Origin of the sequence: Comamonas guangdongensis, from assembly GCF_041079535.1 — a bacterium.
GTDB classification, from domain to species: domain Bacteria; phylum Pseudomonadota; class Gammaproteobacteria; order Burkholderiales; family Burkholderiaceae_C; genus Comamonas; species Comamonas guangdongensis.
On sequence record NZ_JBFYGN010000005.1, the window covers coordinates 20995 to 47359 of the forward strand.

The 26365-nt window shown below is 61.0% G+C and carries 22 protein-coding genes; 12 read left to right on the forward strand and 10 right to left on the reverse strand.

Going from position 1 to position 26365, the window contains the following annotated elements; translation table 11 throughout:
• Positions 1-10: 10 nt before the first annotated feature.
• From AB6724_RS05645 to scpA, 7 genes are all read right to left on the reverse strand, one after another.
• Complete coding sequence (locus AB6724_RS05645; RefSeq protein ID WP_369337527.1) at positions 11-463, reverse strand: YiiD C-terminal domain-containing protein; 453 nt, start codon at positions 461-463, stop codon at positions 11-13.
• 16 nt (positions 464-479) lie between these two features.
• A complete protein-coding gene (locus AB6724_RS05650) occupies positions 480-944 on the reverse strand; it encodes a VOC family protein (RefSeq protein WP_369337528.1) in 465 nt (154 codons plus the stop codon).
• Between the two features lie 75 nt (positions 945-1019).
• Positions 1020-1832 (reverse strand): YdcF family protein, encoded by an 813-nt coding sequence (locus AB6724_RS05655; RefSeq protein ID WP_369337529.1) that lies wholly within the window; start codon positions 1830-1832, stop codon positions 1020-1022.
• Positions 1833-1992: 160 nt separating this feature from the next.
• Positions 1993-4041, reverse strand: coding sequence for an acetyl-CoA carboxylase biotin carboxylase subunit (gene accC, locus AB6724_RS05660; protein WP_369337530.1), 2049 nt, complete (start codon positions 4039-4041; stop codon positions 1993-1995).
• Between the two features lie 155 nt (positions 4042-4196).
• Positions 4197-5732, reverse strand: coding sequence for an acyl-CoA carboxylase subunit beta (locus AB6724_RS05665; RefSeq protein ID WP_369337531.1), 1536 nt, complete (start codon positions 5730-5732; stop codon positions 4197-4199).
• An 82-nt stretch (positions 5733-5814) separates the two neighbouring features.
• Positions 5815-6819 (reverse strand): methylmalonyl Co-A mutase-associated GTPase MeaB, encoded by a 1005-nt coding sequence (gene meaB, locus AB6724_RS05670; protein ID WP_369337532.1) that lies wholly within the window; start codon positions 6817-6819, stop codon positions 5815-5817.
• A 37-nt stretch (positions 6820-6856) separates the two neighbouring features.
• Positions 6857-9034: a methylmalonyl-CoA mutase gene (gene scpA / locus AB6724_RS05675; protein ID WP_369337533.1), complete on the reverse strand. Its 2178-nt coding sequence runs from the start codon at positions 9032-9034 to the stop codon at positions 6857-6859.
• Positions 9035-9156: 122 nt separating this feature from the next.
• On the opposite strand from scpA, the gene AB6724_RS05680 reads away from it, so the two are divergent.
• From AB6724_RS05680 to AB6724_RS05695, 4 genes are all read left to right on the forward strand, one after another.
• Positions 9157-9792 carry a GntR family transcriptional regulator gene (locus tag AB6724_RS05680; RefSeq protein ID WP_369337534.1) on the forward strand — a complete coding sequence of 212 codons (636 nt, stop codon included), beginning with the start codon at positions 9157-9159 and terminating at the stop codon, positions 9790-9792.
• Between the two features lie 153 nt (positions 9793-9945).
• Positions 9946-11490, forward strand: coding sequence for an MHYT domain-containing protein (locus AB6724_RS05685; protein ID WP_369337535.1), 1545 nt, complete (start codon positions 9946-9948; stop codon positions 11488-11490).
• 80 nt (positions 11491-11570) lie between these two features.
• Positions 11571-13508: an AMP-dependent synthetase/ligase gene (locus AB6724_RS05690; protein ID WP_369337536.1), complete on the forward strand. Its 1938-nt coding sequence runs from the start codon at positions 11571-11573 to the stop codon at positions 13506-13508.
• Positions 13509-14343: 835 nt separating this feature from the next.
• Positions 14344-15510 (forward strand): GGDEF domain-containing protein, encoded by a 1167-nt coding sequence (locus AB6724_RS05695; RefSeq protein ID WP_369337537.1) that lies wholly within the window; start codon positions 14344-14346, stop codon positions 15508-15510.
• Between the two features lie 78 nt (positions 15511-15588).
• Here AB6724_RS05695 and AB6724_RS05700 read toward each other — a convergent pair whose 3' ends face one another.
• From AB6724_RS05700 to AB6724_RS05710, 3 genes are read right to left on the reverse strand one after another with little or no spacing between them, the layout of a single operon-like run.
• Positions 15589-16377, reverse strand: a complete 789-nt coding sequence (locus AB6724_RS05700; protein WP_369337538.1) for an anti-sigma factor family protein — start codon at positions 16375-16377, stop codon at positions 15589-15591.
• 13 nt (positions 16378-16390) lie between these two features.
• Positions 16391-16918 carry an RNA polymerase sigma factor gene (locus AB6724_RS05705; RefSeq protein WP_369337539.1) on the reverse strand — a complete coding sequence of 176 codons (528 nt, stop codon included), beginning with the start codon at positions 16916-16918 and terminating at the stop codon, positions 16391-16393.
• Positions 16919-17308 carry a COG4315 family predicted lipoprotein gene (locus tag AB6724_RS05710; RefSeq protein ID WP_369337540.1) on the reverse strand — a complete coding sequence of 130 codons (390 nt, stop codon included), beginning with the start codon at positions 17306-17308 and terminating at the stop codon, positions 16919-16921. It lies immediately after the preceding gene.
• Between the two features lie 681 nt (positions 17309-17989).
• On the opposite strand from AB6724_RS05710, the gene AB6724_RS05715 reads away from it, so the two are divergent.
• From AB6724_RS05715 to AB6724_RS05750, 8 genes are all read left to right on the forward strand, one after another.
• The gene (locus AB6724_RS05715; protein WP_369337541.1) at positions 17990-18298 is read left to right on the forward strand and encodes a hypothetical protein; all 309 of its coding nucleotides are present in this window, start codon (positions 17990-17992) and stop codon (positions 18296-18298) included.
• A gap of 109 nt (positions 18299-18407) precedes the next feature.
• Positions 18408-19064: an FABP family protein gene (locus AB6724_RS05720; RefSeq protein ID WP_369337542.1), complete on the forward strand. Its 657-nt coding sequence runs from the start codon at positions 18408-18410 to the stop codon at positions 19062-19064.
• A gap of 110 nt (positions 19065-19174) precedes the next feature.
• Complete coding sequence (locus tag AB6724_RS05725) at positions 19175-19585, forward strand: DNA breaking-rejoining protein (protein ID WP_369337543.1); 411 nt, start codon at positions 19175-19177, stop codon at positions 19583-19585.
• A 101-nt stretch (positions 19586-19686) separates the two neighbouring features.
• Positions 19687-20367: a hypothetical protein gene (locus tag AB6724_RS05730; RefSeq protein ID WP_369337544.1), complete on the forward strand. Its 681-nt coding sequence runs from the start codon at positions 19687-19689 to the stop codon at positions 20365-20367.
• A 1179-nt stretch (positions 20368-21546) separates the two neighbouring features.
• Positions 21547-23001, forward strand: coding sequence for a KAP family P-loop NTPase fold protein (locus tag AB6724_RS05735; protein ID WP_369337545.1), 1455 nt, complete (start codon positions 21547-21549; stop codon positions 22999-23001).
• A gap of 317 nt (positions 23002-23318) precedes the next feature.
• Positions 23319-23663 (forward strand): Rha family transcriptional regulator, encoded by a 345-nt coding sequence (locus tag AB6724_RS05740; protein WP_369337546.1) that lies wholly within the window; start codon positions 23319-23321, stop codon positions 23661-23663.
• A 60-nt stretch (positions 23664-23723) separates the two neighbouring features.
• Positions 23724-24107 carry a hypothetical protein gene (locus AB6724_RS05745; protein WP_369337547.1) on the forward strand — a complete coding sequence of 128 codons (384 nt, stop codon included), beginning with the start codon at positions 23724-23726 and terminating at the stop codon, positions 24105-24107.
• 532 nt (positions 24108-24639) lie between these two features.
• Positions 24640-26118 carry a metal-dependent hydrolase family protein gene (locus AB6724_RS05750; protein WP_439329831.1) on the forward strand — a complete coding sequence of 493 codons (1479 nt, stop codon included), beginning with the start codon at positions 24640-24642 and terminating at the stop codon, positions 26116-26118.
• Positions 26119-26365: the final 247 nt, after the last annotated feature.

Sequence of the window (26365 nt, forward strand, 5' to 3'; positions counted from 1 at the left end):
CCTTTCTTCGTCAGCCCAGGGCCACGAACTCGCCCACCAGCCGTCCGGCCGCGGCGCCGTGCTCGTCGCTGAGCACCGAGGCCACGGCAATGCGCGCCTTGCCCTTGCGGGCCAGCATGCGCGTGAACTGCGACCATTGCTGCGGCTCCAGCAGGGCCGAACGGGCCTGGAACGCACCGGCAATGGGCTGCTCATACTCCATGGTGTTGCGCTGTATCACCAATCGGCTGTCCAGCCCCTCGGCTCTGAGCCGCTGATGCAGCAGCGACCAGGCCGCGAGAATGGCCAGCGCCGAGGCGCTGCCGCCAAAGACCGTATCCCGGTGGTTGATGTTGGGCGCCAGCGGCGCTCGCAGCCAGACGCCGTCGAGTCCGGTCGACACCACCTCCACCGCCATGGCGCGCGACAGCGGAATGTGCTCGTGCAGATAGCGTTCGAGTTCGCTTGCGGTCAGTGCAGCCATGCCAGCCTTTCTGCGCTCAGCCCAGTGCGGCGATCACATCGGCCGGCGCCTGCACCAGCTCGATCAGCACGCCCTCGCCCGCAATCGGAAATTCCTCATTGCTCTTGGGGTGCAGAAAACAGATGTCGTAGCCGGCCGCACCCTGACGGATGCCGCCGGGCGCAAAGCGCACGCCCTGGGCAGTCAGCCATTCGACGGCCTTGGGCAGATCGTCTATCCACAGGCCTATATGGTTGAGCGGCGTGGCGTGGACCGCGGGCTTTTTGTCAATGTCCATGGGCTGCATGATGTCCACTTCCACCTTGTTCGCGCCCTTGCCCATGGCCAGGATGTCCTCGTCCACGTTCTCGCGCTCGCTCTGGAAGGTGCCGGTCTGCTCCAGGCCCAGCATGTCCACCCACAGCTTTTTCATGCGCTGCTTGTCGGTGCCGCCGATGGCGACCTGCTGAATGCCCAGAACCTTGAAAGGACGCTTGCTCATGATTGACTCCTTGCTGTTTTGATGGCTGACGGCGCATTTAGATCCAGCGCTGCAGCGGGTTTTCATTGAAATTCTTCAGACCTCGCCCAGAAGCCAGCTGCTGACCATGGCGAAGTATTCGCGCAGCCAGGCATTGAAGCGCGTGGCCAGGGGCGTGGGCGCGGCCACGGGATAGGCCTGGGCCAGGCGCTGGCGTTTCGCAATCTCCAAGGCGCGCATCAGGTGGAAGTCGCTGCTGACCATGGCCCAGGGCGCATCGGCACCCACGCCGCGCTCGGCCAGCAGCGGCCGGCTGAGCTTGAGGTTGAGCTCGGTGCTGGTGCTGAGCTTTTCGAGCACCAGGCGCTGGGGCGCTATGCCGTGGCGCTGCTCGAGGTAGCGGGCCATGACCTCGGCTTCGGACTCCTGCTCCCCCCAGTCCACGCCGCCGCAGACCGCAATCAAGGCCGCGGGCTGCAGCTTTGCCAGCGCCGCCGCCGTATCCAGACGCTCGGCCAGCACGGGTCGCGGCTGGCCGTTCAGCGTGCCGCTGCCCAGCACCACGATGGCCTGGACGGGCGGCACCTGGGCCGGCTCCAGGCCCAGACTGAACAGGCGGCTCCAGAACCACAGCAGGCTGATCAGCCACAGCGCCGCCGCGCCCCAGCCCAGGGCCCAGATCCGCGCATGCACGGGCCTGGCTGCGCGCCATTGCTGCAGGGCGCGCCACTTCCAGGCCATGCAGATGCCGGCCGCACCCAGCACGGCCGGCACGATCACACCCAGATTGAAATGACCCAGCAGCATCAGCACCGCGGCATCGCCCAGCAGAACCAGGCCCGCAACGGCCAACCATGCCGGAGCCAGCCGGGTTTTGCGGGGAAAAGAGGGTTCCGCTTTGAAAAGCATAGCTATCTGCGCTGTCTGGGCGAGGGTTCTAGATGGATCCTATTTTAGGCGCCGGACATGGGAAAGCCCGCAGAGCACAAGCCCGGCGGGCTTTCTGCTTCAGGGCCGCGGCCGCGCACCGATATGCCAGCTGGTGCGCAGGCCGTGGCCCTGAAAACCATCACTCGAATTCCAGAATGATGTCGTCCACGGCCAGGGAGTCGCCCTTGCTGGCGCTGATCTTGCTGACCACGCCGTCCTGGGCCGCGAAGAGGATGTTCTCCATCTTCATGGCTTCGATGACGGCCAGCTTTTCGCCGGCCTGCACCTTCTGGCCCGGCTGCACGGCCACGTCGACCAGCAGGCCGGGCATGGGCGAGAGCAGGAACTTGGACAGATCGGGCGGCGCCTTGTAAGGCATGAGCTGGTGCATCTGGGCGCCCTTGGGCGACAGCACCAGCACATCGGCCTGGGTGCCGTTGTGGATCACGCGCAGAGCCAGCGGGTTCTTGGCCGTGCCGCGCTCGATCTGGCAGGTGAAGGCCTTGCCGTTGCAGCCGCCGTGCACCACGAGATCGCGGATGTCCGAGTTGCTGCGCATCTCGTAGCTCTTGCCGTTGACCACTACCTTGCAGACCCGGGCCAGAGCGTCGAAATCGGTGACCTCGCCGTTCACATACTGGTTCTTGCCTTCGGCGCCCAGCACCACGGCCGTGTAGCACTCGCCCACCTGCACATTGTGGCCCTGCATCTGGCCGGTGATGGTCGAGGCGCGCGCGCGGTAGCGGCGGTTGCGGAACAGGGCCAGCGCCACCAGGAAGTCGGGATCGTCGTGGGGCACGTCCTCGGCATGGAAGCCGTGGCTGTAGTGCTCGGCGATGAAACCGGTGTTGAACTGGCCCGAAACGAACTTGGGGTGGGCCAGCAGCGCGGCCTGGAACGGGATGTTGGAGCTGATGCCGCGGATGGCAAAGCCGTTGAGGGCTTCGCGCATCTTGGCGATGGCTTCGTTGCGGTCCCGGCCGTGCACGATGAGCTTGGCGATCATCGAGTCGTAGTACATCGGGATCTCGCCGCCTTCGTAGACGCCGGTATCCACGCGCACACCCTGCAGATGGGCGGTATCGGCCTGCCACATGGTCTGGGCCGGAGTCGCAAAGCGCACCAGGCGCCCCGTCGAGGGCAGGAAGTTGCGGAACGGATCCTCGGCGTTGATGCGGCACTCGATGGCCCAGCCGTCGCGCTTCACATCGGCCTGGCCGAAGGACAGCTTCTCGCCGGCCGCCACGCGGATCATCTGCTCGACCAGGTCCAGGCCGGTGATGCACTCGGTCACCGGGTGCTCCACCTGCAGGCGGGTGTTCATCTCGAGGAAGTAGAAGTCCTGGTCCTTGCCGACCACGAACTCCACGGTGCCGGCGCTCTGGTACTGCACGGCCTTGGCCAGGGCCACGGCCTGCTCGCCCATGGCCTTGCGGGTTTCGTCGCTGATGAAGGGCGAAGGCGCTTCCTCGATCACCTTCTGGTGGCGGCGCTGGATCGAGCATTCGCGCTCGTTCAGGTAGACCACGTTGCCATGGCTGTCGCCCAGGATCTGGATCTCGATGTGGCGCGGCTCCTGCACGAACTTCTCGATGAAGATGCGATCGTCGCCAAAGCTGTTGCGGGCCTCGTTCTGGCAGCTGGCAAAGCCTTCGAACGCTTCCTTGTCGTTATAGGCCACGCGCAGGCCCTTGCCGCCGCCGCCGGCCGAGGCCTTGATCATCACCGGATAGCCGATGCTCTTGGCGATTTCCACGGCCGCTTCAGGTCCGGCGATGGGGTCGTTGTAGCCGGGAATGGTGTTGACCCGCGCTTGGTTGGCCAGCTTCTTGGAGGCGATCTTGTCGCCCATGGCCGCAATCGAATGCGCCTTGGGGCCGATGAAGGCAATGCCCTCTTCTTCGCAGCGCTTGGCGAAGGCTTCGTTTTCCGAGAGGAAGCCGTAGCCCGGGTGCACGGCCTGGGCGCCGGTCTGTTTGCAGGCCGCGATGATGCGGTCGGCCACCAGATAGGACTCGCGGCTGGGCGCGGCACCGATGTGCACGGCCTCGTCGGCCAGCTTCACATGGCGCGCGTCCTTGTCGGCATCGGAATAGACGGCCACGGTCTGGATGCCCATCTTGCGGGCGGTGGCGATCACTCTGCACGCTATCTCGCCACGGTTTGCGATCAGGATTTTCGTAAACATTCTTCTTATCTCCCTCAAACAGCTGGGCGCGCAGAAATCCACTTCGTGGATTGCGGCTGGCAATTTTTTGAAACGTCTGCTGCGCGGCCGTTTTCGCCGCGGTTGGCAATCAGAATCTTGGTAAACATTGATGTATCTCCTGGTTCTTCTTGTTCTTACAGGGGGATGTTGCCGTGCTTGCGCCAGGGGTTGTCCAACTGCTTGTTCTTGAGCATCTCCAGCGAGCGGCAGATGCGCTTGCGCGTCTCGTGGGGCTGGATCACATCGTCGATAAAGCCGCGTGCGCCGGCCACAAAGGGGTTGGCAAAGCGTTCTTTGTATTCGGCTTCGCGGGCGGCGAGCTTTTCGGGGTCGTTCTTGTCTTCGCGGAAGATGATTTCCACCGCACCCTTGGCGCCCATCACGGCAATCTCGGCATGGGGCCAGGCCAGGTTCACGTCGCCGCGCAAATGCTTGGAGGCCATCACGTCGTAGGCGCCGCCATAGGCCTTGCGCGTGATGACGGTGATCTTAGGCACCGTGGCTTCGGCATACGCATACAGCAGCTTGGCGCCGTGCTTGATGATGCCGCCGTACTCCTGTGAAGTGCCGGGCATGAAGCCGGGCACGTCCACGAAGGTGACCACGGGAATGTTGAAGGCATCGCAGAAGCGCACAAAGCGCGCGGCCTTGATGGAGGACTTGATGTCCAGGCAGCCGGCCAGCACCAGGGGCTGGTTGGCCACGACGCCAACGGTCTGGCCGGCCATGCGCGCGAAACCGATGATGATGTTCTTCGCGTACTCGGGCTGCAGCTCGAAGAAATCGCCGTCGTCCACGGTCTTGAGAATCAGCTCCTTCATGTCGTAGGGCTTGTTGGCGTTCTCGGGCACCAGCGTGTCCAGCGACATATCGGCGCGGCCCACGGGGTCGGTGGTCTCGCGCACCGGGGCCTTTTCCTTGTTGTTCAAGGGCAGGTAGTTGTAGAGACGGCGCAGCATCATCAGCGCTTCGACATCGTTGTCGAAAGCCATGTCGGCCACGCCGCTCTTGGTGGTGTGGGTGATGGCCCCGCCCAGCTCCTCGGCCGTGACTTCCTCGTGGGTCACGGTCTTCACGACTTCGGGGCCGGTCACGAACATGTACGAGCTGTCCTTGACCATGAAGATGAAGTCGGTCATGGCCGGCGAATACACGGCGCCGCCGGCGCTGGGGCCCATGATCATGGAGATCTGGGGCACCACGCCCGAGGCCAGCACATTCTTCTGGAACACGTCGGCATAGCCGCCCAGAGAGGCCACGCCCTCCTGGATACGTGCGCCGCCCGAGTCGTTGAGGCCGATGACGGGAGCGCCGACCTTCATGGCCTGGTCCATCACCTTGCAGATCTTCTCGGCATGGGTTTCGGACAGCGCGCCGCCGAAGACCGTGAAGTCCTGGCTGAACACAAACACCAGACGGCCGTTGATCATGCCGTAGCCCGTGACCACGCCGTCGCCGGGAATCTTGGTGTTTTCCATGCCAAAGTCCGTGCAGCGGTGCTCCACGAACATGTCCCATTCCTCGAACGTGCCGTCGTCCAGCAGCAGCTCTATACGCTCGCGCGCCGTCAGCTTGCCTTTCTTGTGCTGTGCGTCGATGCGCTTTTGTCCCCCACCCAGCCTGGCGAGTTCTCGCTTGGCTTCCAGCTGCTTCAGGATATCGTCTTGCATGCTTGTCCTCTAACGTGATTTGGGTTGTTTGTCTCGCAAATGTCTTGTGCTGCGATGCTATGGTTAAGTGAGCTTTCAGCGCCTACTGCATTTGGGCTAGAAGTAGATTTCTTGCGGCAGTGCTGGCCGCGATGCGGCCCGCTGCCACATCGGCCTGTAGGGCCGGCAGCATGGCCTTGACCTGCGGGTGCTGGCGAAACGCCTGCTTGAGGCCGAAGTCGATGCGCTCCCACATCCAGGACAGGGCCTGTTTCTCGCGGCGCAGGGCCAGGCGGCCGTTGCTGGTCTGCATGTCCTTGAAGCTGCTGACCGCAGCCCAGAAGCCATCCACCCCCTGGCCCAGCAAGGCGCTGATCTGTAGCACGCGCGGCTGCCACAGCGCACCGGTATTGGCGTGGTCGGGGTTGCCGTGCATGCCCAGCAGGCGCAGGCTCGATGTGATCTGGGCCTGGGCGCGCGTGGCCGCATGGGGGTCGATGTCGGCCTTGTTGATGACCACCAGGTCGGCCAGCTCCATCACGCCCTTCTTGATGGCCTGCAGGTCGTCGCCCGCATTGGGTAGCTGCAGCACGCAGAACATGTCGGTCATGCCGTGCACGGCAATCTCGCTCTGGCCCACGCCCACGGTTTCGACGATGACCACGTCATAACCGGCGGCTTCGCAGACCAGCATGGCTTCGCGCGTCTTTTCGGCCACGCCGCCCAGCGTGCCGCTGCTGGGGCTGGGACGAATATAGGCCTCGAGCCGCATGGACAGTTGCTCCATGCGGGTCTTGTCGCCGAGGATGGAGCCGCCCGAGACGGTGCTCGACGGATCGATCGCCAGCACGGCCACGCGCAGACCCTTCTCTATCAGATACAGGCCCAGGGCCTCGATGAAGGTGGACTTGCCGACGCCCGGCACGCCGCTGATGCCAAGGCGAAATGCCTTGCCCGTATGCGGCAGCAGAGCGGTGAGCAGGCCGTCGGCCTGTTCACGGTGGTCGGCCCGGGAGGATTCCAGCAAGGTAATGGCCTTGGCCATGGCCCGGCGCTGCACAGCGGGGTTGCCGTGCAGGATGCCGTCTTGCATTTGCTCAGGGGTCACGTCGCGATCGCCTTTGCTATCAATGCTTGCCGGCCGATCAGAGACCGTTGGCCTTCTTGATCTGCTCCAGCACGTCCTTGGCGCTGGCAGGGATGGGGGTGCCGGGCCCATACACGCCCTTGACGCCCGCGTTGTAGAGGAAATCATAGTCCTGGGCGGGGATCACGCCGCCGACGAAGACGATGATATCGTCGGCGCCCTGCTTCTTGAGCTCGGCAATGATGGCCGGCACCAGGGTCTTGTGGCCGGCGGCCAGGGTCGACACGCCCACGGCATGTACGTCGTTCTCGATGGCCTGGCGCGCGCATTCTTCGGGGGTCTGGAACAGCGGCCCCATGTCCACGTCGAAACCCAGGTCCGCAAAGGCGGTAGCGACGACCTTGGCGCCGCGGTCGTGGCCGTCCTGGCCCAGCTTGGCGATCATCACGCGGGGGCGGCGGCCCATGGCTTCCGAAGCGGTGTTGATTTCCTGTTTGAGCTTGTCCCAGCCTTCGGCCGAGTCATAAGCGGCAGCATACACACCGGTCACCTTTTGTGTGTCGGCGCGGTGGCGGCCGAAAGCCTTTTCCATCGCGTCGGAGACTTCACCCACCGTGGCACGCAGGCGCACGGCCTTGATGGACAGATCCAGCAGATTGCCTTCGCCGGACTCTGCTGCTGCCGTAATGGCCGCCAGCGCAGCTTCCACCTTGGCTGTATCGCGTTTGGCCTTGATGTCCTTGAGGCGGGCAATCTGGCTGTCACGCACCTTGACGTTGTCCACTTCCAGAATATCAACGGGGTCTTCCTTGGCCAGCTTGTACTTGTTGACGCCGACGATGACCTCCTTGCCCGAATCGATGCGGGCCTGCTTCTCGGCGGCGGCGGCTTCGATCTTGAGCTTGGCCCAGCCGCTGTCCACGGCCGCGGTCATGCCGCCCATGGCATCGACTTCCTCGATGATGGCCCAGGCCTTGTCGGCCATTTCCTGGGTCAGCTTTTCCATCATGTAGGAGCCGGCCCAGGGGTCGATCACATTGGTGATGTGGGTCTCTTCCTGAATGATCAGCTGGGTGTTGCGCGCGATGCGGGCCGAGAACTCGGTGGGCAGGGCAATGGCCTCGTCCAGCGCATTGGTGTGCAGCGACTGGGTGCCGCCGAACACGGCGGCCATGGCTTCGATGGTGGTGCGCACCACGTTGTTGTAGGGATCCTGCTCGGTCAGCGACCAGCCCGAAGTCTGGCTGTGGGTGCGCAGCATCAGGCTCTTGGGGTTCTTGGCATCGAAGCCCTTCATGATGCGGCACCACAGCAGGCGAGCGGCGCGCATCTTGGCCACTTCCAGGTAGAAGTTCATGCCCACGGCCCAGAAGAAGGACAAACGGCCCGCGAAAGCGTCCACATCCATGCCCTTGGCGATGGCGGTCTTCACATACTCCTTGCCGTCGGCCAGCGTGAAAGCCATTTCCAGCGCCTGGTTGGCACCGGCTTCCTGCATGTGGTAGCCCGAGATCGAGATCGAGTTGAACTTGGGCATGTTCTGGCTCGTGTACTCGATGATGTCGCCGATGATCTTCATCGACGGCTTGGGCGGGTAGATATAGGTGTTGCGCACCATGAACTCTTTCAGAATGTCGTTCTGAATCGTTCCGGCGAGCTGGTCCTGGGACACGCCCTGCTCTTCGGCGGCCACCACATAGCCGGCCAGCACGGGCAGCACGGCGCCGTTCATGGTCATGGAGACCGAGACCTTGTCCAGCGGGATCTGGTCGAACAGCACCTTCATGTCTTCCACCGAATCGATGGCCACGCCGGCCTTGCCCACGTCGCCCGTCACGCGCGGATGGTCGCTGTCATAGCCGCGGTGAGTGGCCAGATCGAAGGCCACGGAAACGCCTTGGCCGCCGGCGGCCAGCGCCTTGCGGTAAAAGGCATTGGACTCCTCGGCGGTAGAGAAACCCGCGTACTGGCGGATCGTCCAGGGACGGCCTGCATACATGGTGGCCTGGGGGCCGCGGATATAGGGAGCAAAGCCCGGCAGCGTGTTGGTATGGGCCAGATCGGCCGTGTCTTCGGCCGTGTACAGAGGTTTGACGGTGATGCCGTCGGGCGTGAGCCAGTTCAGATTGTTGACGTCTCCACCGGGAGCAGCCTTGTTGGCCGCCTTGGTCCAGGCCTGCAGATCAGCAGCGGGGAATTCGGTCTGGCCCTGTGCCGTCGGGTTCTCTTGGCTCATGTTGTCTCTCGTATGCGGTGCGCGCAGTGAAGTTGGAATTGCGGTGAACTACCTAGATGAGGCGTAGTGTACATTATTCATAATTATGAATTCAAAATATCCAACGCATACAATTGCGCGTAATGACAAATAAAACGCTTACACCCCGTGCGCTATATGAGCAGGTCGCCGAGCAGTTGCGCCAACGCATCTTCCAGCGCGAGCTCGAACCCGGCTCATGGATCGACGAACTCAAGATTGCCGAGGAATACGGCATCAGCCGCACGCCGCTGCGCGAGGCGCTGAAGGTCCTGGCCGCCGAAGGCCTGGTGACCATGAAGGTGCGCCGCGGCGCCTATGTGACCGAGGTCTCGCGCAAGGATATTTCCGACGTCTACCACCTGCTGAGCCTGCTGGAGGCCGATGCGGCCGCCGAGGTCGCGGGCAAGGCCACGGATGAGGACCTGGCCCGGCTGGCCCACACCCACGACGAACTCAAGCGCCAGACCGCCGATGCCGAGCGCTTTTTTGCGCTCAACGAGAGCTTTCACATGCAGATTCTGGACATTGCGAACAACCGCTGGCGCAACCAGCTGGTGGCCGATCTGCGCAAGGTCATGAAGCTCAACCGCCACAAGTCGCTGTTCAAGCAAGGCCGTATCGAGGATTCGCTGGCCGAGCACGAGGCCATCATGCAGGCCCTGCTGCAGCGCAATGCCAAGGCCGCGGCCGACGCGGTGCGCCTGCACTTCGGCAACGGCCTGGAAGCCGCTATCTAGGCCGGGCCGCCTTTCAGCAAGTCACTTTGTGGCGTAAGCGCTACTCCTACAAATAGGGATAATCTCCTACACTCCATCGGGCGTTAGTTACCAATTTTGTGTGATGCTCAAACCGTAGCTGTTTGTGCCTCCTTCATCTGATTGGAATACATCATGCAGTCTCACTTTTTCTGGAGCGAGACTCCCGGAGCGGCTCTGGTCCACGGCGAATATGATCTGGGACTGGTGCTGCTGTCCTTGGTCGTCAGCAGCATCGCCTCCGGTCAGGCTCTGAGGCTGGCCGCCTTCGCCCGTCTGGCCATCACGCCCCAGTTGCGCCGCTGGGCCATCGCAAGCGGCTCGCTGGCCCTGGGCACCGGCATCTGGGCCATGCACTTCATAGGCATGCTCGCCTATTCGGCCCATACCGCGGTGCATTACGACCTGCCGCTGACCCTTTTGTCCATACTGCCCGGCATAGCGGCTTCGGCCGTGGCCCTGAGCCTGTTGGCCATGCCCGAGCTGGACACCCGGCAGCTGGTGCTGGGCGGCGTGATCGTCGGTGCCGGCATTGCCACCATGCATTACAGCGGCATGGCCGCCATGCATATGGAACACGCGCCGCAGTACTCACCGCTGTGGTTTGCGATATCGCTGCTGATCGGCGTGGTCCTGGCCATGCTGGCGCTGTGGGTGCGCTTCGGCCTGGCCCGCTTCGCCGAGACGCCTTCCCTGGCGCGCCATTCGCTGGCCGCCATCATCATGGGCGGCGCCATCGCCGGCATGCACTACACGGCCATGCTGGCGCTGCGCATTGCCGTGCCCGAGCACGGACAGGACGCAGCCCAGCTGCATGGCGAGAACCATCTGACCCTGGCGCTGCTCATTGCGCTGCTGACCTTGAGCATAGGCGGCCTGATTGCCCAGGCCAACGGCCTGCTGCACTACCGCATGCAATGGCAGAAAGTGGACATGGACGAGGCGCGGCTGCGCGCCCTGGTGCAGATGGCCGCCGACGCCATCATCAGCATCGACACCCAGGGCCATATCCAGGAATACAACCCTGCCGCCGAAGCGATCTTCGGCTGGAGCGCCGCCGAAGCCGTGGGCCAGAACGTGAAGATGCTCATGCCGGCAGCCCTCGCCAATCACCATGACCACTATGTGCAACGGCACGAGCATGGACAGATGAATGCCCAGCCACCGCTGCGCAACAAGATTTCCGAGGTGCTGGGCCAGCACAAGAACGGGACGCTGATCCCTCTGCGCCTGGCGCTGAGCCAGGCCGAAGCGCGCGGCCAGCGCATGTATGTGGGCGTGCTCACCGATCTGAGCGAGCGCAAGAAGACCGAGCGCCAGCTGCACATCGCGGCCACGGTGTTCGACCATTGCTACGAAGGCGTGGTGGTGCTGGACGCCAACCACCGGGTGGTGGACATCAACCCGGCCTTCGCCCGCATGACCGAGCTCTCGCGCCAGAGCGCCAAGAACAAGGACTTTGCGGCCCTCTTCTACAGCGAGGAGACGGAAGCCAGCCTGGCCACCATGTGGACCGATGTGGGCCGCACCGGCCATTGGCAGGGCATCTGGAAGATGCGCCACAAGGATCTGCAGCAGGAAGTCTCGATCACCGCCGTGCGCGACGAGCAGCACCGCCTGCATCACTACATCGCCATCTGCTACCACTCCATCAAGCAGGAGCAGGCCCTGGAGCTCTGAGCTGGAGCAGAGCCGCGCCCGGCCACTGACGCTATCATCTCTGCAGCAGGCCAGGCCTGCATGTACAGAAAGAGATGCATATGAATCCGGTCAACGCGCTTGAAATGGAAATCTCGTCGGCAGGCATGGGCGAGGCACACACCCTGGCCGAACTGCTGGCCATGCGCGTGCGCGAAACACCTGATGGCGAGGCCTATCGCGAGTTCGACGAGGCCGCCAATGCCTGGCGCAGCCTCAGCTGGGGTCAGACCGCCGAGCGCGTGGCCCAATGGTCCAGGGCGCTCATGGCCTCGGATCTGCCCGCGGGCGCCCGCGTCGCCATTCTGCTGCCCAACGGGCTCGATGCCATGTGCATAGACCAGGCCTGTCTGCGCTGCGGCCTGGTGCCCGTGCCCCTGCATGCCATAGACAATGCCGGCAGCATTGCCTATATCCTTGCCGACTCCCAGGCCTCCTTGCTGGTGCTGGCCTCGGCGCAGACCTGGGAGCGCATCTGCGCCACGGGCCAGGACCTGCCGCGGCTGCAGGCCGTGATCCTCGCCCACCAAGGCCGGCAGACGGAGGGTGAACTCCGCCCCGCCATCGGCGCCGACGCAAGCGCCGAGGTCTTGCGCCTCTCGGCCAAGCCCTTGATCGAGCGCGATGCCTGGCTGCAGCAGTCGCGCCAGGCCGCGTTGCCCGCGCCGCCTCGGGCCTCGGACCTCGCGGGCATTGTCTACACCTCGGGCACCACGGGCAAACCCAAGGGGGTGATGCTCACGCACGAGAACGTGGTCAGCGACGTGCATGCGGTGATGCAGCGCGTGAAAGCCTATCCCGAGGATGTTTTTCTCTCGTTTCTGCCCCTGTCCCACACTTTCGAGCGCACCACGGGCTATTACTTCGCGGTCGCCACCGGCTCCTGCGTGGCCTATGCACGCTCGGTGGCCCAGCTGGCCGAGGATATGAAGAGCGTCAGGCCCACGGTCCTGATCTCCGTGCCGCGCATCTACGAGCGCATCTATGCCAAGGTCCAGGAAACCCTGGCCCACTCGCCGCTCAAACAGCAGCTGCTCCGCTCCGCCGTCACCAAGGGCTGGCAGGCGTTTTGCCGCAAACAGGGCATCCATGGCGCGGCGGCGCAGACCCAGGGCGCCGAGACTTCGGGCGGCTGGGCCGCCCATCTGCCCTGGTTTGTGCTGCAAACCCTGGTGGCCAAGCCCTTGCTGGCCCAGTTCGGCGGTCGGCTGCGCGTGGCGGTCAGCGGCGGCGCCCCGCTCTCGCCCGCAATTTCCCAGTGTTTTCTGGCCCTGGGCCTGCCCATGATCCAGGGCTATGGCATGACGGAAACCTCGCCCGTGGTCTGCGCGAATGCGCTCGACGACAACTGGCCCGAGACCGTGGGCAAGGTTCTGCCCGGCGTCGAGGTCCGCATCGGCGAAGACCAGGAGCTGCAGGTGCGAGGCTCCATCGTCATGAAAGGCTACTGGAACCGGCCCGAAGACACGGCCAGGACCTTTACCGCGGATGGCTGGCTCAAAACCGGCGACCAGGCCGCCATCGAAGACGGGCGGATCCGCATCAAGGGACGCATCAAGGAAATCATCGTCACCTCAACCGGCGAGAAGGTACCGCCCAATGATCTGGAGCAGGCCATCATGGTGGATCCGCTGTTCGAGCAGGTCTTTGTGGTGGGCGAGGATCGCCCTTTCATCGCCTGCGTGGCGGCGGTCAACGCCGGCGAATGGAACGATCTGGCCCGCTCCCTGGGACTTGACCCCGCGCAGGATGCGAGCCTGCAGCACTCGGCGGTCGAGCGCGCCGTGCTGGCCCGCATCGAGAAACAGACCGCCTCGTTTGCCCGCTATGCCGTACCGCGCGCCATCCATCTGGTGCGCGAAGCCTGGACCGTAGACAACAGCTTGATGACCCCGACCCTCAAGCTCAAGCGCAAGAACCTGATGGCCCACTATGAAGCCGCCATCGAGCAGATGTATGAGAAGCCTGCCGACCGCTGGAAGAGCCGCAACGGCATCTGAGTTTTCCTGAAGTGCTTGGCTCCTTCCCCCCTTCCATTGATGACAAGGGGCCAGGCGTTCCATTTTCAGATCGATCTGATCAATACATGTAAGTTACATTAAATGATTGGAGCTAATTTGTTTGCAACCGACTCCTGCCGGTACTGCCAAGGCTGTTCGCCCTTTATACCGAGAAGCAGCTGGCATATGGTGCGCCTTTAAGCCCTTTTACCTGCAGCAAGGAGCTGCAGTAGGAAGGCCGTCCTCGTCCCAGCATTCCACGCCCCCGCAACCGCTCTATGGGCCGGTGCGGCACCGGTGACACAGCCGCATACCCACGCATAAACCGCCGCAGCTCTGCTTCAGCCCAGCGTGCCACTCCCCCTGCCCCCTTCGATTCTTGACCTATGCTTTTAGGTACAAACCCAATCGCTTGTGACTTCTGACGGTGAAAGCCCAGTCCCAAGCAGATCGCCGGCCCTGCTCCGCTTTGTCAAAAAAAGCGGCTCGCATGGAAGGCTCGAAGCTTTCATGGCTGGACAAGGTTTGGGCAGATCCAGAGAGCGCTGAGCGCCATCAAATACTGCCAACAACCCCAAGCAGGCCTGTTTTCCGACAAACCAGACTAAAGCTCGACTTCAGCAAGACCGCCAATTGGCTACCGACAAACAGCCATCTTTCTCTTGCCAAGGCAGATCACAAAAATAAACTGCTAGCAATGCAACTGCTTGCAAACTCATGTGTCCAGCAGTTTCTTGAGTGGCATCAATAGTTCGTCATGTAAACCGGGCACGATGGCTCAAGTCAGCACAGCCCGTTTCGTTGTTCGTGATTTGAATCGTCGGCATCCACGCAAATGTCAGTCGCCAACGGCCACTTCTTTGTGCTCGCTCCCTCCATGGCCATCCTTTTTCTGGCGGGCCTGCTGGGGATTTGCTGGCTGAACCAGCGCCAACAGCGCTTTCTGCTGTGGCAGAGTATGGCCTATTCGTCGGCCGCACTCCCCATAGGCTTCCAGAGCTTCGCCACCCTGGACGAGCTCAACCGCTATGCGGTGCTCATCGGTGCGTGCTATCTGCTTGGCGCCTGGTGTCTGGCCAAGAGCTGGGCCGAGCGCTGGCAGGTTTCCACGCGGCCGCGCGTCGCGCTGCTGATAGGCGCGGCGACCTTGGCTGCGCTGCTCTACCACAGCCACATTGATCAGGATGTCTGGGTCCGCGTGCATTCGTTCAGCATAGGTTCTGGCCTTGTCCTGCTGCTGCCGATTTCCGAGCTGCTCAAAAAGGAACGTTCGAAAGACTGGCTGGACGAAACGCTGTTCTGGTCCAGCCTGATATTCACCGTTTTCACCATCGCGCGGCCTTCGCTCATAGCGCTGCTGGGCTACACCGATCTGCGCGCCTTCGTGCGCTCCCCATACTGGCTGATCACTTTGATGAGCATCCTGCTGTTTGCGCTGCTCTTCACATTCCTGATGGGGGCCATCGCCTTCAGGGAAAGCGTCCTGCAACTGCGCAAAGAGCGCGACTGCGATGCGTTGACGCAGATTCTCAATCGCCGCGCCTTCCATGAAGCCGCCCAGTTGCTGCTAGCGGACAGGCGCATGTACCCCGTTGCCGTGCTGGCCGGTGACATAGATCACTTCAAGCACATCAACGACAGCTGGGGCCACGACAGAGGCGACCAAGTTCTGCAGCTGGTGTCTGCCACGCTGCAGCGCAACGTACGCAGCCACGACCTGGTGGCACGTTTCGGCGGAGAGGAATTTGTGCTGCTATTGACACGGATCGACCTGCAAGGCGCCGAAGATCTGGCGCAGCGCATCCGCTCTCAACTCAGTGCCGACAACTCCCTGCTGCAAGGAGCCCGCCTGACCATCAGCTTTGGCATTGCCCCGGTCACCGGCCCGGATCAGCTCGATAGCGCACTCAAGCAGGCCGACGAGCTGCTGTACGACGCCAAAAAAGCAGGGCGCGATCGCGTGCATACCGCAGGAATCCTCTATCCGGATCTGTCGCTATAGAAGCCAAGCCCCCCAGGCATGCTCACAGCACCGACAGCCATGGCTTTGATAACGCCAGGGGCAGAAGTTGAACGTCTACTACTCCAACTGCCGGTAGATGGCATCCGCCAACAGCTGCAGCCGCTCGCGCGGCAGGGCCGCGCTCAGGGCGTAGCCCTGCTGTCCGTCCATCCAGTAAAAGCCATGGGTGCTTCCCTCGCTCGCCCATTGGAAAGCAACCGGTGCGGCCTGTGCCCCCGGCCTGGCCAGCACAGACACATACAGCGTCACACGCTGGCCTGCATCATCCTCATACATAAACTGCGCGCGTGCCTGTCCGCCCTCTCCCGGCAGCAGCCGACCGCCCATCAGAAGGAAGCCCTGGGCCTCAAGCACGGGCGCCTTGAGCCGAACACCCAGCCGCTTGGACAGCCATTGCACCAAATGCGCCTGCTGCTGCGCGGTCACCTCAACCGGGTGACGCTGCTCGGGCACATAGACTGCGTGGGCCGCCGCCGCTTCGCGCACAAACAGAGGCAACCGAGCCTCCGCCCTCACCGGAGGAATTGCGGCCCGGCCATGCCCGACACCGTAGCCCACCCCCAGGCCCACGCTCAGCATGAGTCCGGCGGCCAGGGCATGCGGCCACTGCCACTGCAAGGACGCCCTCCTTTGCAGCGCACGGTGCAACTGCTGCGGCACGGGCTCGTCCAGCACCTGCACATGCAGCGCCTGCAAACCTGCGGTCTGAGCCTGCAAAGCGGCCATGCGCGCCGCTTCATCAGGGTGTGCGGCCAGCCATTGCGCCACGGCTGCGGCGCTTTCGGGCGAAAGCTCACCATCCATCCAGGCGTGAAGCATGGATTCATCGGGACGGCGGGTTGACATCAAGCGCACTCCTTCATTTGACAGCCCTCAACACGGTCGTTGCGGCTCTTTCTCCTTCCATCAGGCGCCGCAGCTGCTCGCGCGCCCGCGACAGGCGGGACATCACGGTGCCGACGGGCACTCCCAGCATCTGCGCGGTCTCGCCATAGCTGAATTGCTCCATCCCGATCAACAGCAGCACTTCTCTGGCCTGTGGTGCCAGCATGGCCAACGCGCGCTCCAGATCCAGCTGCAGAGCCAGCTTTGCCGTGGGGTCGTGAACGGGATCCATGGTTTCGTCAAGCTCGACCGTGCGGTGCCGCGCCGACTGCTGCCATTGATTGGCGTACAGGTTGTGCATCAAGGTCAGCAACCAGCTGCGTAGCGCTTTCTGCACCTGGTCCGCGGACGCGGCGGCCGGCGGCCGCCACAACGCCCATTTCTGGCAAGCCCGCTCCAGCGTGTCCTGCACCAGGTCGTCCGCCAACGCCGCATCGCCCGCCAGCGCGCGCGCATAGCGCCGCAGGCGGGGAATGTGGACGATAGCCGCGTCGATGTTCACTCAGGGCTTGGCCGCATGCCAGTTGTTGTTGAAAAAGCCATCGCCCATCTTGTCGCCGGGCTTGGCATCCTTGGACCAGTAATAGAGCGGACGGCCTTTATAGGCCCATTGCCGGCTGCCGTCGTCGCGCATCACCACGCTCCAATCCCCGATGGCGGAAGCATCCGCTGGCGCCATCAGCGGCGGCCAGTTGGCGGTGCAGCCCCCGTTGCACACGCTCTTGCCGGAGCCCGCGGCGTCCTTGTCAAACACATAAAGCGTCATCTGATTCGGACCCACCAGCATGCCGTTCAGGGTAGTGGCCGGGGATTTCGCAGGCGCGACGGCAGCGGTGGAACAGGCCGCAAGCAGGGCTGCGGAAAGGATCGAAAGAGAAGCGATGCGCATCATGAGGTCTCTCCTTGGTGTTGATCTGCAGTAAACAGTCCGGGCGGCTGTTTTATTCCATGGAATTTTCCAGTCATCGATTGCAGCGCGGTTCCGCCGACGTCCGGCACCGGCCGCAGTGCGACTCGGCTCTATGCTGCCAAACGGCCGCGCAGCACTCAGCTTGCCTGGGATTGGTGGTTTTATAAATCCCCGGTCACGCAGTCCCGCGGTCATGCGCTCTTGGATCGCGCCGAACAAGCGCCCCGAGGGCATGACCTGCCAAGCGTTCGGCATGCGCTACCCGACTCCGCGCAGCGTAGTTCGCAACGCATAGCGCCATCTCCGATGATGGATGGGCTCCACAAACACGCAATGCATTGATTTCAAAGACGATTTTCACAAATCAAAGATGGCTTGTAGCACTCACGTAGCACCGCCAGCCAAAAACAGCCACGATGTCACAAGGCGTCGTGGCTTTTCTGTCGGTACCCCGGCAACCACTATCGGCAAGCCATCTTCCTCCCCATGGCGACAGCAGTAAGGAAAAACCCCTTGCACATCATGCTTCGGACTGCTGATCCCGCGACAGCAAAACCGCCTACACGGCAAGAAATCAGCGCTTGATACAAATAGGTACCGGCTGCAAAACACTGTGACTTGCCGGTTTTGGACAAGCGATTTCTGCGTTACGGAGTGCTGATCATGAGAAACCACGCCACCCAACCCAAAAGCTCCAACCGCGCCTATGTGCGCCTGCACGGCTATGTCGCCCGGCAACAGGACTGGGACGCCTTCACCAAAGCCTACCGCGTGGTGCTCGAATCGGATGCCGGCGAAGACGTCAGCCTGTGCGCGGTACAGGTCTTCGACGAGCTGGGCCAGCCTGCAAGCCTGGGCCCCGACATTCCCAACAAAATCATGCTCTCAAGCCGCAAACCGCCAGCCATGACCGTCTGGACCGAGTTCTTCAACGACGGCAAATCCAGCTGGCGCAGCATCTCCTGCCGCTAAGGCAGGGCCTCAAGGTGACGGCCGTCAGGGTCGCCACCTTCCACGGCCGGTAAACTGGGCCTCACCAGATCTCAACGTGAAAGCCCATCTGAAAGCCCGACCACCCGCCATGGAAAACTTTCCCCAAGACATCTACACCGAGCCCACGCCCGATGTGAACACCCTGGCCAACCTCGGCCCCTTCAGCGGCATGGCCGGCATCTGGACCGGCAGGCGCGGCCTGGACATCAACCCCAAGGCCGACGGCCCCGAAAAACAGGCCTTTATCGAGCACATGGAGCTGCAGCCCATCGATGCGCAAACCAACGGCCCGCAGCTCTTCTACGGCCTGCGTTACCACACGCGCATCGTCAAGCCCGACGACGTGGAAACCTTTCACGACCAGGTCGGCTACTGGCTGTGGGAGCCGGCTACCGGCAACATCATCCTCACCCTGACCATTCCGCGCGGCCAGACCGCCATGGCCACGGGCAAAACCACGGCCGACGCCACCAGCTTCACCCTCAAGGCCGTGCGCGGCTCCACCGTCAACGGCATCTCCAGCAACCCGTTTCTGGAGCACGCCTTCAGAACCGACGCCTACACCATCACCGTCACCAAGCACGCGGACGGCACCTGGTCGTACGAGCAGGAAACCACACTGACCATCCCCGGCCAGAGCGAACCCTTTGCCCACACCGACCGCAACACCCTACACAAGATCGGCGAGCCCACGCCCAACCCCACGGCACTGGCGGCAATGAAGACACAGGAAGTTTCCGCCTGAACGGGCGGCAGCCCATCGACACGGCCGCGCCTTGCGGCTTAATCTCCCAGCTGTCGACACAAGCAGACCGCCCCGGCAAGGCGGCGTGCCATCCTTCCCAGGAGAGTTGCATGAAACGCTTACACCCCATGCTCGCAGCCGCCCTCCTGTACGGCTCTCTCATTGGAGGCATTGCCATGGCCCAGTCCAGCAGCAGTTCACAGTCCAGCGCAAGCAGCGTCAACGGCAGCAGTTCCTACAGCGGCCAGATCACCGGCAATGGCATCACGCAATACGGGCTGGACACCCGGCCCCAGCAGCAACTGACCGTCAAGCTCAACACCGACAACGCCAACACCCGCATGGATGTCGTCAAGGACGGCTCTGCAGATCCGCTGTGCCAGGCCGCCACCGCCCCAAACATCTGCAGCTTCCGCACGGAACCCGGCGCAAGCTACCGCGTGCAGGTCTATCTGACGCGCGAAGCGGCGCAACGCGGTGAAAGCGCCCGCTTTACCCTCACGGTCGAGCAAGGCAGCTGACAAAGGCCGCGGCTGCGGGCACGGCTCGCAGAACGACTCATATTGCCGCTGACACGACGTTGCGTTAGCCTGCGGGCTCCACTATTGCTCAGGAGCCTGCCATGCCCCGTCGTTTGGTTCTTTCTGCCAGAACCGCCCTTGCGACTGCCGCTCTGGTCGTTGGCTGCGGCGCCATGGGGGCATCGGGCGGCAACCCCATGAGCTTCTTCATCACCAGCACCAACCCCGGCAAGGGCGGCGACCTGGGCGGACTGGCCGGGGCCGACCGCTACTGCCAGTCGCTGGCCGCAAGCGTGGGCGCAGGCAACAAGACCTGGCGCGCCTACCTGAGCAATGCGGCCCTGAACGGGCAACCGGCCGTCAATGCGCGCGACCGCATCGGCAACGGCCCATGGCGCAATGCCAAGGGCGTGGTCATTGCCACCAGCGTGGCCGATCTGCACAGCGCCAATGCCAAGGTCGGCAAGGAAACCTCGCTGACCGAAAAGGGCGAGGTCGTCTCGGGCTTTGGCGACGAGGTCAACCGCCACGACATCCTCACCGGCTCGCGCCCTGACGGCACCGTGGCCGTGCCCGAGCCCGGCAAGGACACCACCTGCGGCAACTGGACCAAGAGCGACGGCGGCTCTGCCATCGTGGGCCACCACGACCACAAGGGCACCAACCCAGACCCTGTGGCCAATGCCTCGTGGAACTCATCGCACGGCACGCGCGGCTGCAGCGTCGACCAGCTCCAACTGACCGGCAGCGCCGGGCTGCTGTACTGCTTTGCGACCAACTGAGCTGGATGAAAGCGCGGGCCTCGGCCCGCTCGGACTCAAGCAGGGCTTTTGTGCCTTGCTTGAGCACCACGCCGCTCTCGATCCAATCATTCATCTTGAGTTCGTTCTGACCTCTTGATGAAAAACAAATTCAACATGCCATCGCTCCCACGAGTTAGGCGCATTTGACACACAAATCATCGCCTCTGAATTTAAACGGGTGATCAGAAGCGATATTTGATTTAGTCACGCGCAACAACAACTCTGAGAGGGACTGAATGGCTTCATGCGCTTACTGCAATACCAGGATTCTTTTTGGCGGAAAGCGAGACGGCGAACGTCGCTACTGCAATGAAAAATGTCAGCACCAAGGGCGACTTTCCGAAGCGGCGAGTCAGCTCTCCCCCGCCGACGTCAAGGCTTATATCTTTCGGGTTCACAAAGGCAACTGCCCCCGATGTGACGGCCCCGGCCCGGTGGATGTGCACACCTCTTACCGTGTGTACTCCGTGGTCATGATGACATCGTGGTCGAGCCGGCCGCTGGTGGCTTGCGCCCGATGCGGCACCAAGCAAAAACTTGGAGACACGGTCTTCTCATTGTTTCTGGGTTGGTGGGGCCTGCCTTGGGGAATCTTGATGACCCCCGTGCAACTCACCAGAAATCTGATTGCCTTTGGCAAGACCCCAGACCCTGAGACGCCCTCGCCCGCGCTGGAGCAAGTGCTTAGAAGCCATTTGGCAGCCCAGCTTATTGCCAATCAGCAACAAGCGGCGCTATCGCAAAGCGCCCAACCTGGCAGCAGGTAGTGAAGTCGCGGCACCGAAGCTGCCGTTGAAATCTGGTTAGCGCCGAAAAAGCGGCTGCTAACGCACAAAGGCAATGCAGCTCTCTACATTGCCTTTTTCTTTGGTTTATTACAGTTGCCCAACATCGCACTGCGGGTCGGGGTTAATTCTTTAGTAACTTATTTTTACAGATAATGCAGCGCATGCATTTTCTGCTTATCTTGACTACGCAGCATTTTTGCTGCCAGCCACCGCTATGACTCAAGCCATAGCGCAGCCCATCTATCGCTGCGGCAATACCTATTCTCAAGAGGCATGCAAGGGCGGCAAAGTGGTGGAAGACAAAACCACCACCCTGCACAGCGGGCACTCGGGAAGCACCGTTTATCTGTGGTAATCGTTTTTAAGAAATATGACTACTGAAGAAAATCCTTGGGCAAAAGATTTATTAAATCGATCAAATGTTGCCGACTTCATTTATTCTGTCGTAAAAAGCAACGACCTCTCCAATGGAGATGACAACGCTCTTATCTTTAGTATTGATGGTGAATGGGGCTCAGGAAAAACTCACTTTATAAACTGTTGGATGAAAGACCTGTCCTCAAAAGGTCATCCAGTACTCAGGTTCGATGCTTGGGAGCACGATCTTAGCGAAGAGCCATTTGTTGCCCTAATGAGTGAATTCAAAAAAGCAATTCCCGAATGGACAGATAAAATAACAATCGATAAAATCGCAGTCAACTCAATCAAAGAAAAATCCTCTGAGCTTTTAAAGTCCGCCGCATCGGCTTTTATTCCAAGTGTGAAGCAACTAATAACGCACCAAGTAAAAAAATATGCTGGCGATCAGTTCCTTGAAATAATCAACGGTGGTGAAAATAAAGATAGAGACGATGAAAATTCCCCAAATTTAACAAAGGACTCTCTAAAAATAATAGAAAAAGAATTTAAAAATCAGCTCGACTCGCATCAAATAAGACAAAAATCCATTACCGCACTAAAGGAAAATCTTTCTCAAATATCAAGTCTACTTTCAAAAGAAGAAAATATTTCCAATCCTATATTTATTTTTATCGATGAGCTTGACAGATGTCGTCCACTTTATGCCATCAAGCTACTAGAGACCTTAAAGCATATCTTCAACGCTAACGGTTTCTGCTTCGTTGTCGCTACAGATCAGTCGCAGCTTTGCGAGTCCATAAAGGCAGTGTATGGCTCTGGATTCAACTCCAGAATGTATCTAAAACGGTTCTTCAGCTTCGACTTCACTTTACCAGCACCCAGAAGGCTAGAGTTCATTAAGATTCTTAGTAAGAATTTAGAAGAAAAATTCAAATTCAATGAATTTAATCACCTTCCGCTGCTTGAAATAGTTGATAACGAGCGACCTCGCATACATATATCCTTCGCATATATATTTGATAAAATATCCTCTTTTTTCGATTTAAGCCTTCGCAGTATTCGTCAAATTTATAATAGATACATAATAATCAGCAATCTCTACCGCAACAAGTCTCAACACGAAACATTACAAAATACATTTCTAATATGGTGTTTATGTTTAGCTCACAGAGACAATGATGACTTTATAAAATTCAAAAACGAACAAAAAAGCGAATATTTAGAATTATCAAGAAAGATAAATTTTGCATACTACTACGATGGGTTTGTTAATAGAGAAACAACCATTATCAGTCTTTACGAAATAATAAGCACATACAATATCTTAAGAAAAAGGAAGGCCTCCCATACTGAAATAAATGATGGATGGGATTCAAACATCTATAGATATTCTTTCACAGGAATATCACCTTCGTACGACGATTACATTGATCTATCCCTGATGTCTCTCAATTACAAGATCTAGTCGAGAGATTTAAAGAACTCCCCCCTGTCATCCGACTTCTAGTACACTAGCAACGCCTCGCAAGAGGTGGAGCGTAAGAACTCCAAGAGCAGGCGGGAAAACCGCATCCGATAACTGGCGGTTTTTTTTGCGCCCGGACATTGCACGCCTGCACTCTTGCAGACGGTTGGTTTATGGCCGGGAGGGCGACGGATACAAGACCCGAAAGGGGAAGAAGTCCGCCTAGCTTGCTCTAGGTTCTTAACCTCCCGGCCACCTCGTTGGCGGCGCGTAAGAACGCTCCAGCGAGGCTTTCAAGTCTCAGCAAGGAGCATCTCATGTCGCAACCCGCATTGGCCTCTGCGCCTACTCTGACCGTCATTGACGGCAAGCCCACAACTCTGAGCACCGAGCTTGCTCACCACTTTGGTAAGAACCATCGTGATGTGCTTCGAGCCATTGAAAACCTGCTCCCGTCCCTGACACCCGAGCACCTGCGCAATTTTGCGCAGGTGTCTGTTGAAATCGAAGGCGGCCAAGGTGCCAAAGCCGCATACCCAGCCTACCGCCTGACCCGCGACGGCTTTACGCTGCTGGCCATGGGCTTTACCGGCAAGAAGGCACTGGCCTTCAAGCTGGCCTATATCGACGCCTTCAACCGTATGGAGGCCGCGCTGCACTAGCCTGCGGACACGCAGCGCATAGAGCTGGCCTTTTCTCTGGCCGCAGAGGCCGCGGCGCAGGTGCATCGCACGGTGTTCAATGCGGTGATGCAGGGCGATGCAGACGAGTGGCAGCACAGCCGCTACTTGCTGAATCTAAACTACGACAGCCAGGGCCGCCCCACCCTGCCCCATGCCCAGCCGATTGCGACGGACCAGATGGTGGTGTCCTTCAGCAGCCTGCCTCAGCGCATTGCCGACGGCGAGATCATGAGCGCGACCGACGCGCATCTGGCCACGCTGGCAACGGCCTGCACCCAGCGGCTGACCCAGCGTGCCCAGCACCGTGAAATGCAGGTCACGCTGCCGGTGTACCCCGGCCAGCGCCCTACATCTGCACCTGCCCTGTCCGCCAAGCAGCCCCCTGCGCCCGATGAAGGCCTGCTGCGCATGACGTTCCGATAGGCGGCTTTTGATGGCCGGACGCGTCTGGACATACCCAAGCCCCCTCTGAGGGGCTTTGGTTCAGGCCTCTGGGGTGGAAGGCCAGAACAACTCGGACTTCAGGAAAGTAGTAAGGCAAAGCGAGTACCGCTCCCAAGAGTACGCAACCCAAGGTCGATGTGGAGTACTCCAGGCCGGACAGCACAACCGGCAGATTGAAGCATGCGACGACCCACGACGCAGCAGAAGACCACAGGGTAAGCCACTGCGAACTGATCTGCATGGCGTCGCACGGTCGCAAGGCATTGCGGGCATTTTGCTGGGCATCGAAACCCAGCGCGTGCTGGTGAACAGCAGCATTCCGGTGCTGGTGTATCGGCCCGTTTTAGCTTGCTCTCAAAATGCAATCAACTCCCCGGCACCCTGGTTCGAGGGGGTGTTTTTCATGCACCGTCCGTCGTGTAGCATAGGTGCATCAAGTTGTGAGCTGATGCTTCCATTTGTCACGCCTGCCGCGGCGTCTTTGTTCATTCAGCAAAAAGGGAGAACGCAAATGAGTAACGCAATCGCTACCGACGCCGACCTGGCCTGGAAGACTGGCCCGATTCGCCCCAGAGCCTGCACCTGCGGCAGTGTGGTGTGTCAGTTGCTGCATGAACGGGTCATGACCGATATGTCCCGCCGCATGTTTGTAGGCGGGGTGGCCGCCATGATGGCGCCGTTCGTAGGCCTGCATGCGGCAGAGCCCGGTGCCGGCGGCACGCCAAAGCAAGCCGACCGTCCCGTGTTGCTGACCAATCTGCGTCTGTTTGACGGCACGGGCAAGGCGGTGCGCCAGGGCGTGCAGGTGCTGATTCAGGGCAAAGTGATTGCAGCCCTTCCCTCTGCCGGCGAAAAGGTGGAAGGTGCCCAGGTGATCGATTGCCAGGGCAAGCTGGTGATGCCGGGCATGATCGATACGCACTGGCACACCATGCTGGCAGCCATGCCGCAGATGACGGCCATGACGGCAGATCTGGGCTATCTGTACATCTCCGCCGCGCAGGAAGCGCAGCGCACGCTGATGCGCGGCTTCACCTCGGTGCGCGACGCTGGTGGCCCTGCCTTTGCGCTCAAGCGCGCGATTGACGAAGGCATCGTGCCGGGCCCGCGCATCTATCCCAGCGGAGCGATGATTTCTCAGACCTCGGGCCATGGCGACTTTCGCCTGCGCAGCGATATTCCGCGTGCAGCGAACGAGCCGCTGAGCATGGTGGAGCAAATCGGCGTGGCCATGATTGCGGACGGCGAGACCGAGGTGCTGCGCCGCGTGCGCGAACAACTGATGCTGGGCGCATCGCAGATCAAGATGCTGGCCGGCGGCGGCGTAGCATCGCTGTACGACCCGATGGACAGCACCCAGTTCACCGAGAAGGAGTTGCGTGCCGGCGTAGAGGCCGCCGCCGACTGGAACACCTATGTGATGGCCCATGTGTACACGCCCAAGGGCATCAAGCGGGCCATAAAGTCAGGCGTCAGAAGCATTGAGCATGGCCAACTGGCCGATGAAGAGAGCGTGAAGATGATGCGTGACGAGGGCGTGTGGTGGAGCTTGCAGCCGTTTTTGCAGGACGAGGACGCCAACCCCTACCCCGATGCCGCACGCCGCGAAAGCCAGTCCCGCGTGACTGCGGGCACTGCGCGCGCTTATGAAATGGCTCAGAAGTACGGGATCAAGACGGGCTGGGGCACGGACATTCTGTTCAGCCCCAAGGGCACGGCCACACAGGGCCGGCAACTGGCCAAGCTGACACGCTTTTACGACCCGATGACGCTGCTGAAGCAGGCTACGGGCACCAATGGCGAACTGCTGGCTCTGTCCGGCGAGCGCAACCCCTACCCCCAGCCGCTGGGCCACATCGCCCCCGGTGCGTTTGCAGATATTCTGGTGGCCGAGGGCGACCCAACGGTGAATCTGGACTTCTTGAGCAACCCGGAACAGAACCTGCGCCTGATCATGAAGGACGGCAAGGTGCACAAGAACACGCTGTAAGGGAGACAAATGACACAGCAGACCAAGACCGCCGCAGCGGCGCTGCTGGTGCCCAGGCGCAGAACAAAGAAGCAGCCGATGCATAGCACTTTCAACTCACTCCCTATTTGTGGATGACAGGTCTGGACGGCAGCGCGAAAGACAAGCCGCACGGCCCAATCTGCCTCAGATAGTCTGCTTTTGATAGCTGCCGGCGCTTGAGGGACATGCGCTGGCGGCATTTTCTGCGCCATGCCGGTGCGACTTT

Coding starts and splice junctions, on each gene's coding strand:
- AB6724_RS05645 (WP_369337527.1), bottom strand. CDS start 463: ATGGCTGCACTGACCGCAAGCGAACTCGAACGCTATCTGCACGAGCAC.
- AB6724_RS05650 (WP_369337528.1), bottom strand. CDS start 944: ATGAGCAAGCGTCCTTTCAAGGTTCTGGGCATTCAGCAGGTCGCCATC.
- AB6724_RS05655 (WP_369337529.1), bottom strand. CDS start 1,832: ATGCTTTTCAAAGCGGAACCCTCTTTTCCCCGCAAAACCCGGCTGGCT.
- accC (WP_369337530.1), bottom strand. CDS start 4,041: ATGTTTACGAAAATCCTGATCGCAAACCGTGGCGAGATAGCGTGCAGA.
- AB6724_RS05665 (WP_369337531.1), bottom strand. CDS start 5,732: ATGCAAGACGATATCCTGAAGCAGCTGGAAGCCAAGCGAGAACTCGCC.
- scpA (WP_369337533.1), bottom strand. CDS start 9,034: ATGAGCCAAGAGAACCCGACGGCACAGGGCCAGACCGAATTCCCCGCT.
- AB6724_RS05680 (WP_369337534.1), top strand. CDS start 9,157: ATGACAAATAAAACGCTTACACCCCGTGCGCTATATGAGCAGGTCGCC.
- AB6724_RS05685 (WP_369337535.1), top strand. CDS start 9,946: ATGCAGTCTCACTTTTTCTGGAGCGAGACTCCCGGAGCGGCTCTGGTC.
- AB6724_RS05690 (WP_369337536.1), top strand. CDS start 11,571: ATGAATCCGGTCAACGCGCTTGAAATGGAAATCTCGTCGGCAGGCATG.
- AB6724_RS05695 (WP_369337537.1), top strand. CDS start 14,344: ATGTCAGTCGCCAACGGCCACTTCTTTGTGCTCGCTCCCTCCATGGCC.
- AB6724_RS05700 (WP_369337538.1), bottom strand. CDS start 16,377: ATGTCAACCCGCCGTCCCGATGAATCCATGCTTCACGCCTGGATGGAT.
- AB6724_RS05710 (WP_369337540.1), bottom strand. CDS start 17,308: ATGATGCGCATCGCTTCTCTTTCGATCCTTTCCGCAGCCCTGCTTGCG.
- AB6724_RS05715 (WP_369337541.1), top strand. CDS start 17,990: ATGAGAAACCACGCCACCCAACCCAAAAGCTCCAACCGCGCCTATGTG.
- AB6724_RS05720 (WP_369337542.1), top strand. CDS start 18,408: ATGGAAAACTTTCCCCAAGACATCTACACCGAGCCCACGCCCGATGTG.
- AB6724_RS05725 (WP_369337543.1), top strand. CDS start 19,175: ATGAAACGCTTACACCCCATGCTCGCAGCCGCCCTCCTGTACGGCTCT.
- AB6724_RS05730 (WP_369337544.1), top strand. CDS start 19,687: ATGCCCCGTCGTTTGGTTCTTTCTGCCAGAACCGCCCTTGCGACTGCC.
- AB6724_RS05735 (WP_369337545.1), top strand. CDS start 21,547: ATGACTACTGAAGAAAATCCTTGGGCAAAAGATTTATTAAATCGATCA.
- AB6724_RS05740 (WP_369337546.1), top strand. CDS start 23,319: ATGTCGCAACCCGCATTGGCCTCTGCGCCTACTCTGACCGTCATTGAC.
- AB6724_RS05750 (WP_439329831.1), top strand. CDS start 24,640: ATGAGTAACGCAATCGCTACCGACGCCGACCTGGCCTGGAAGACTGGC.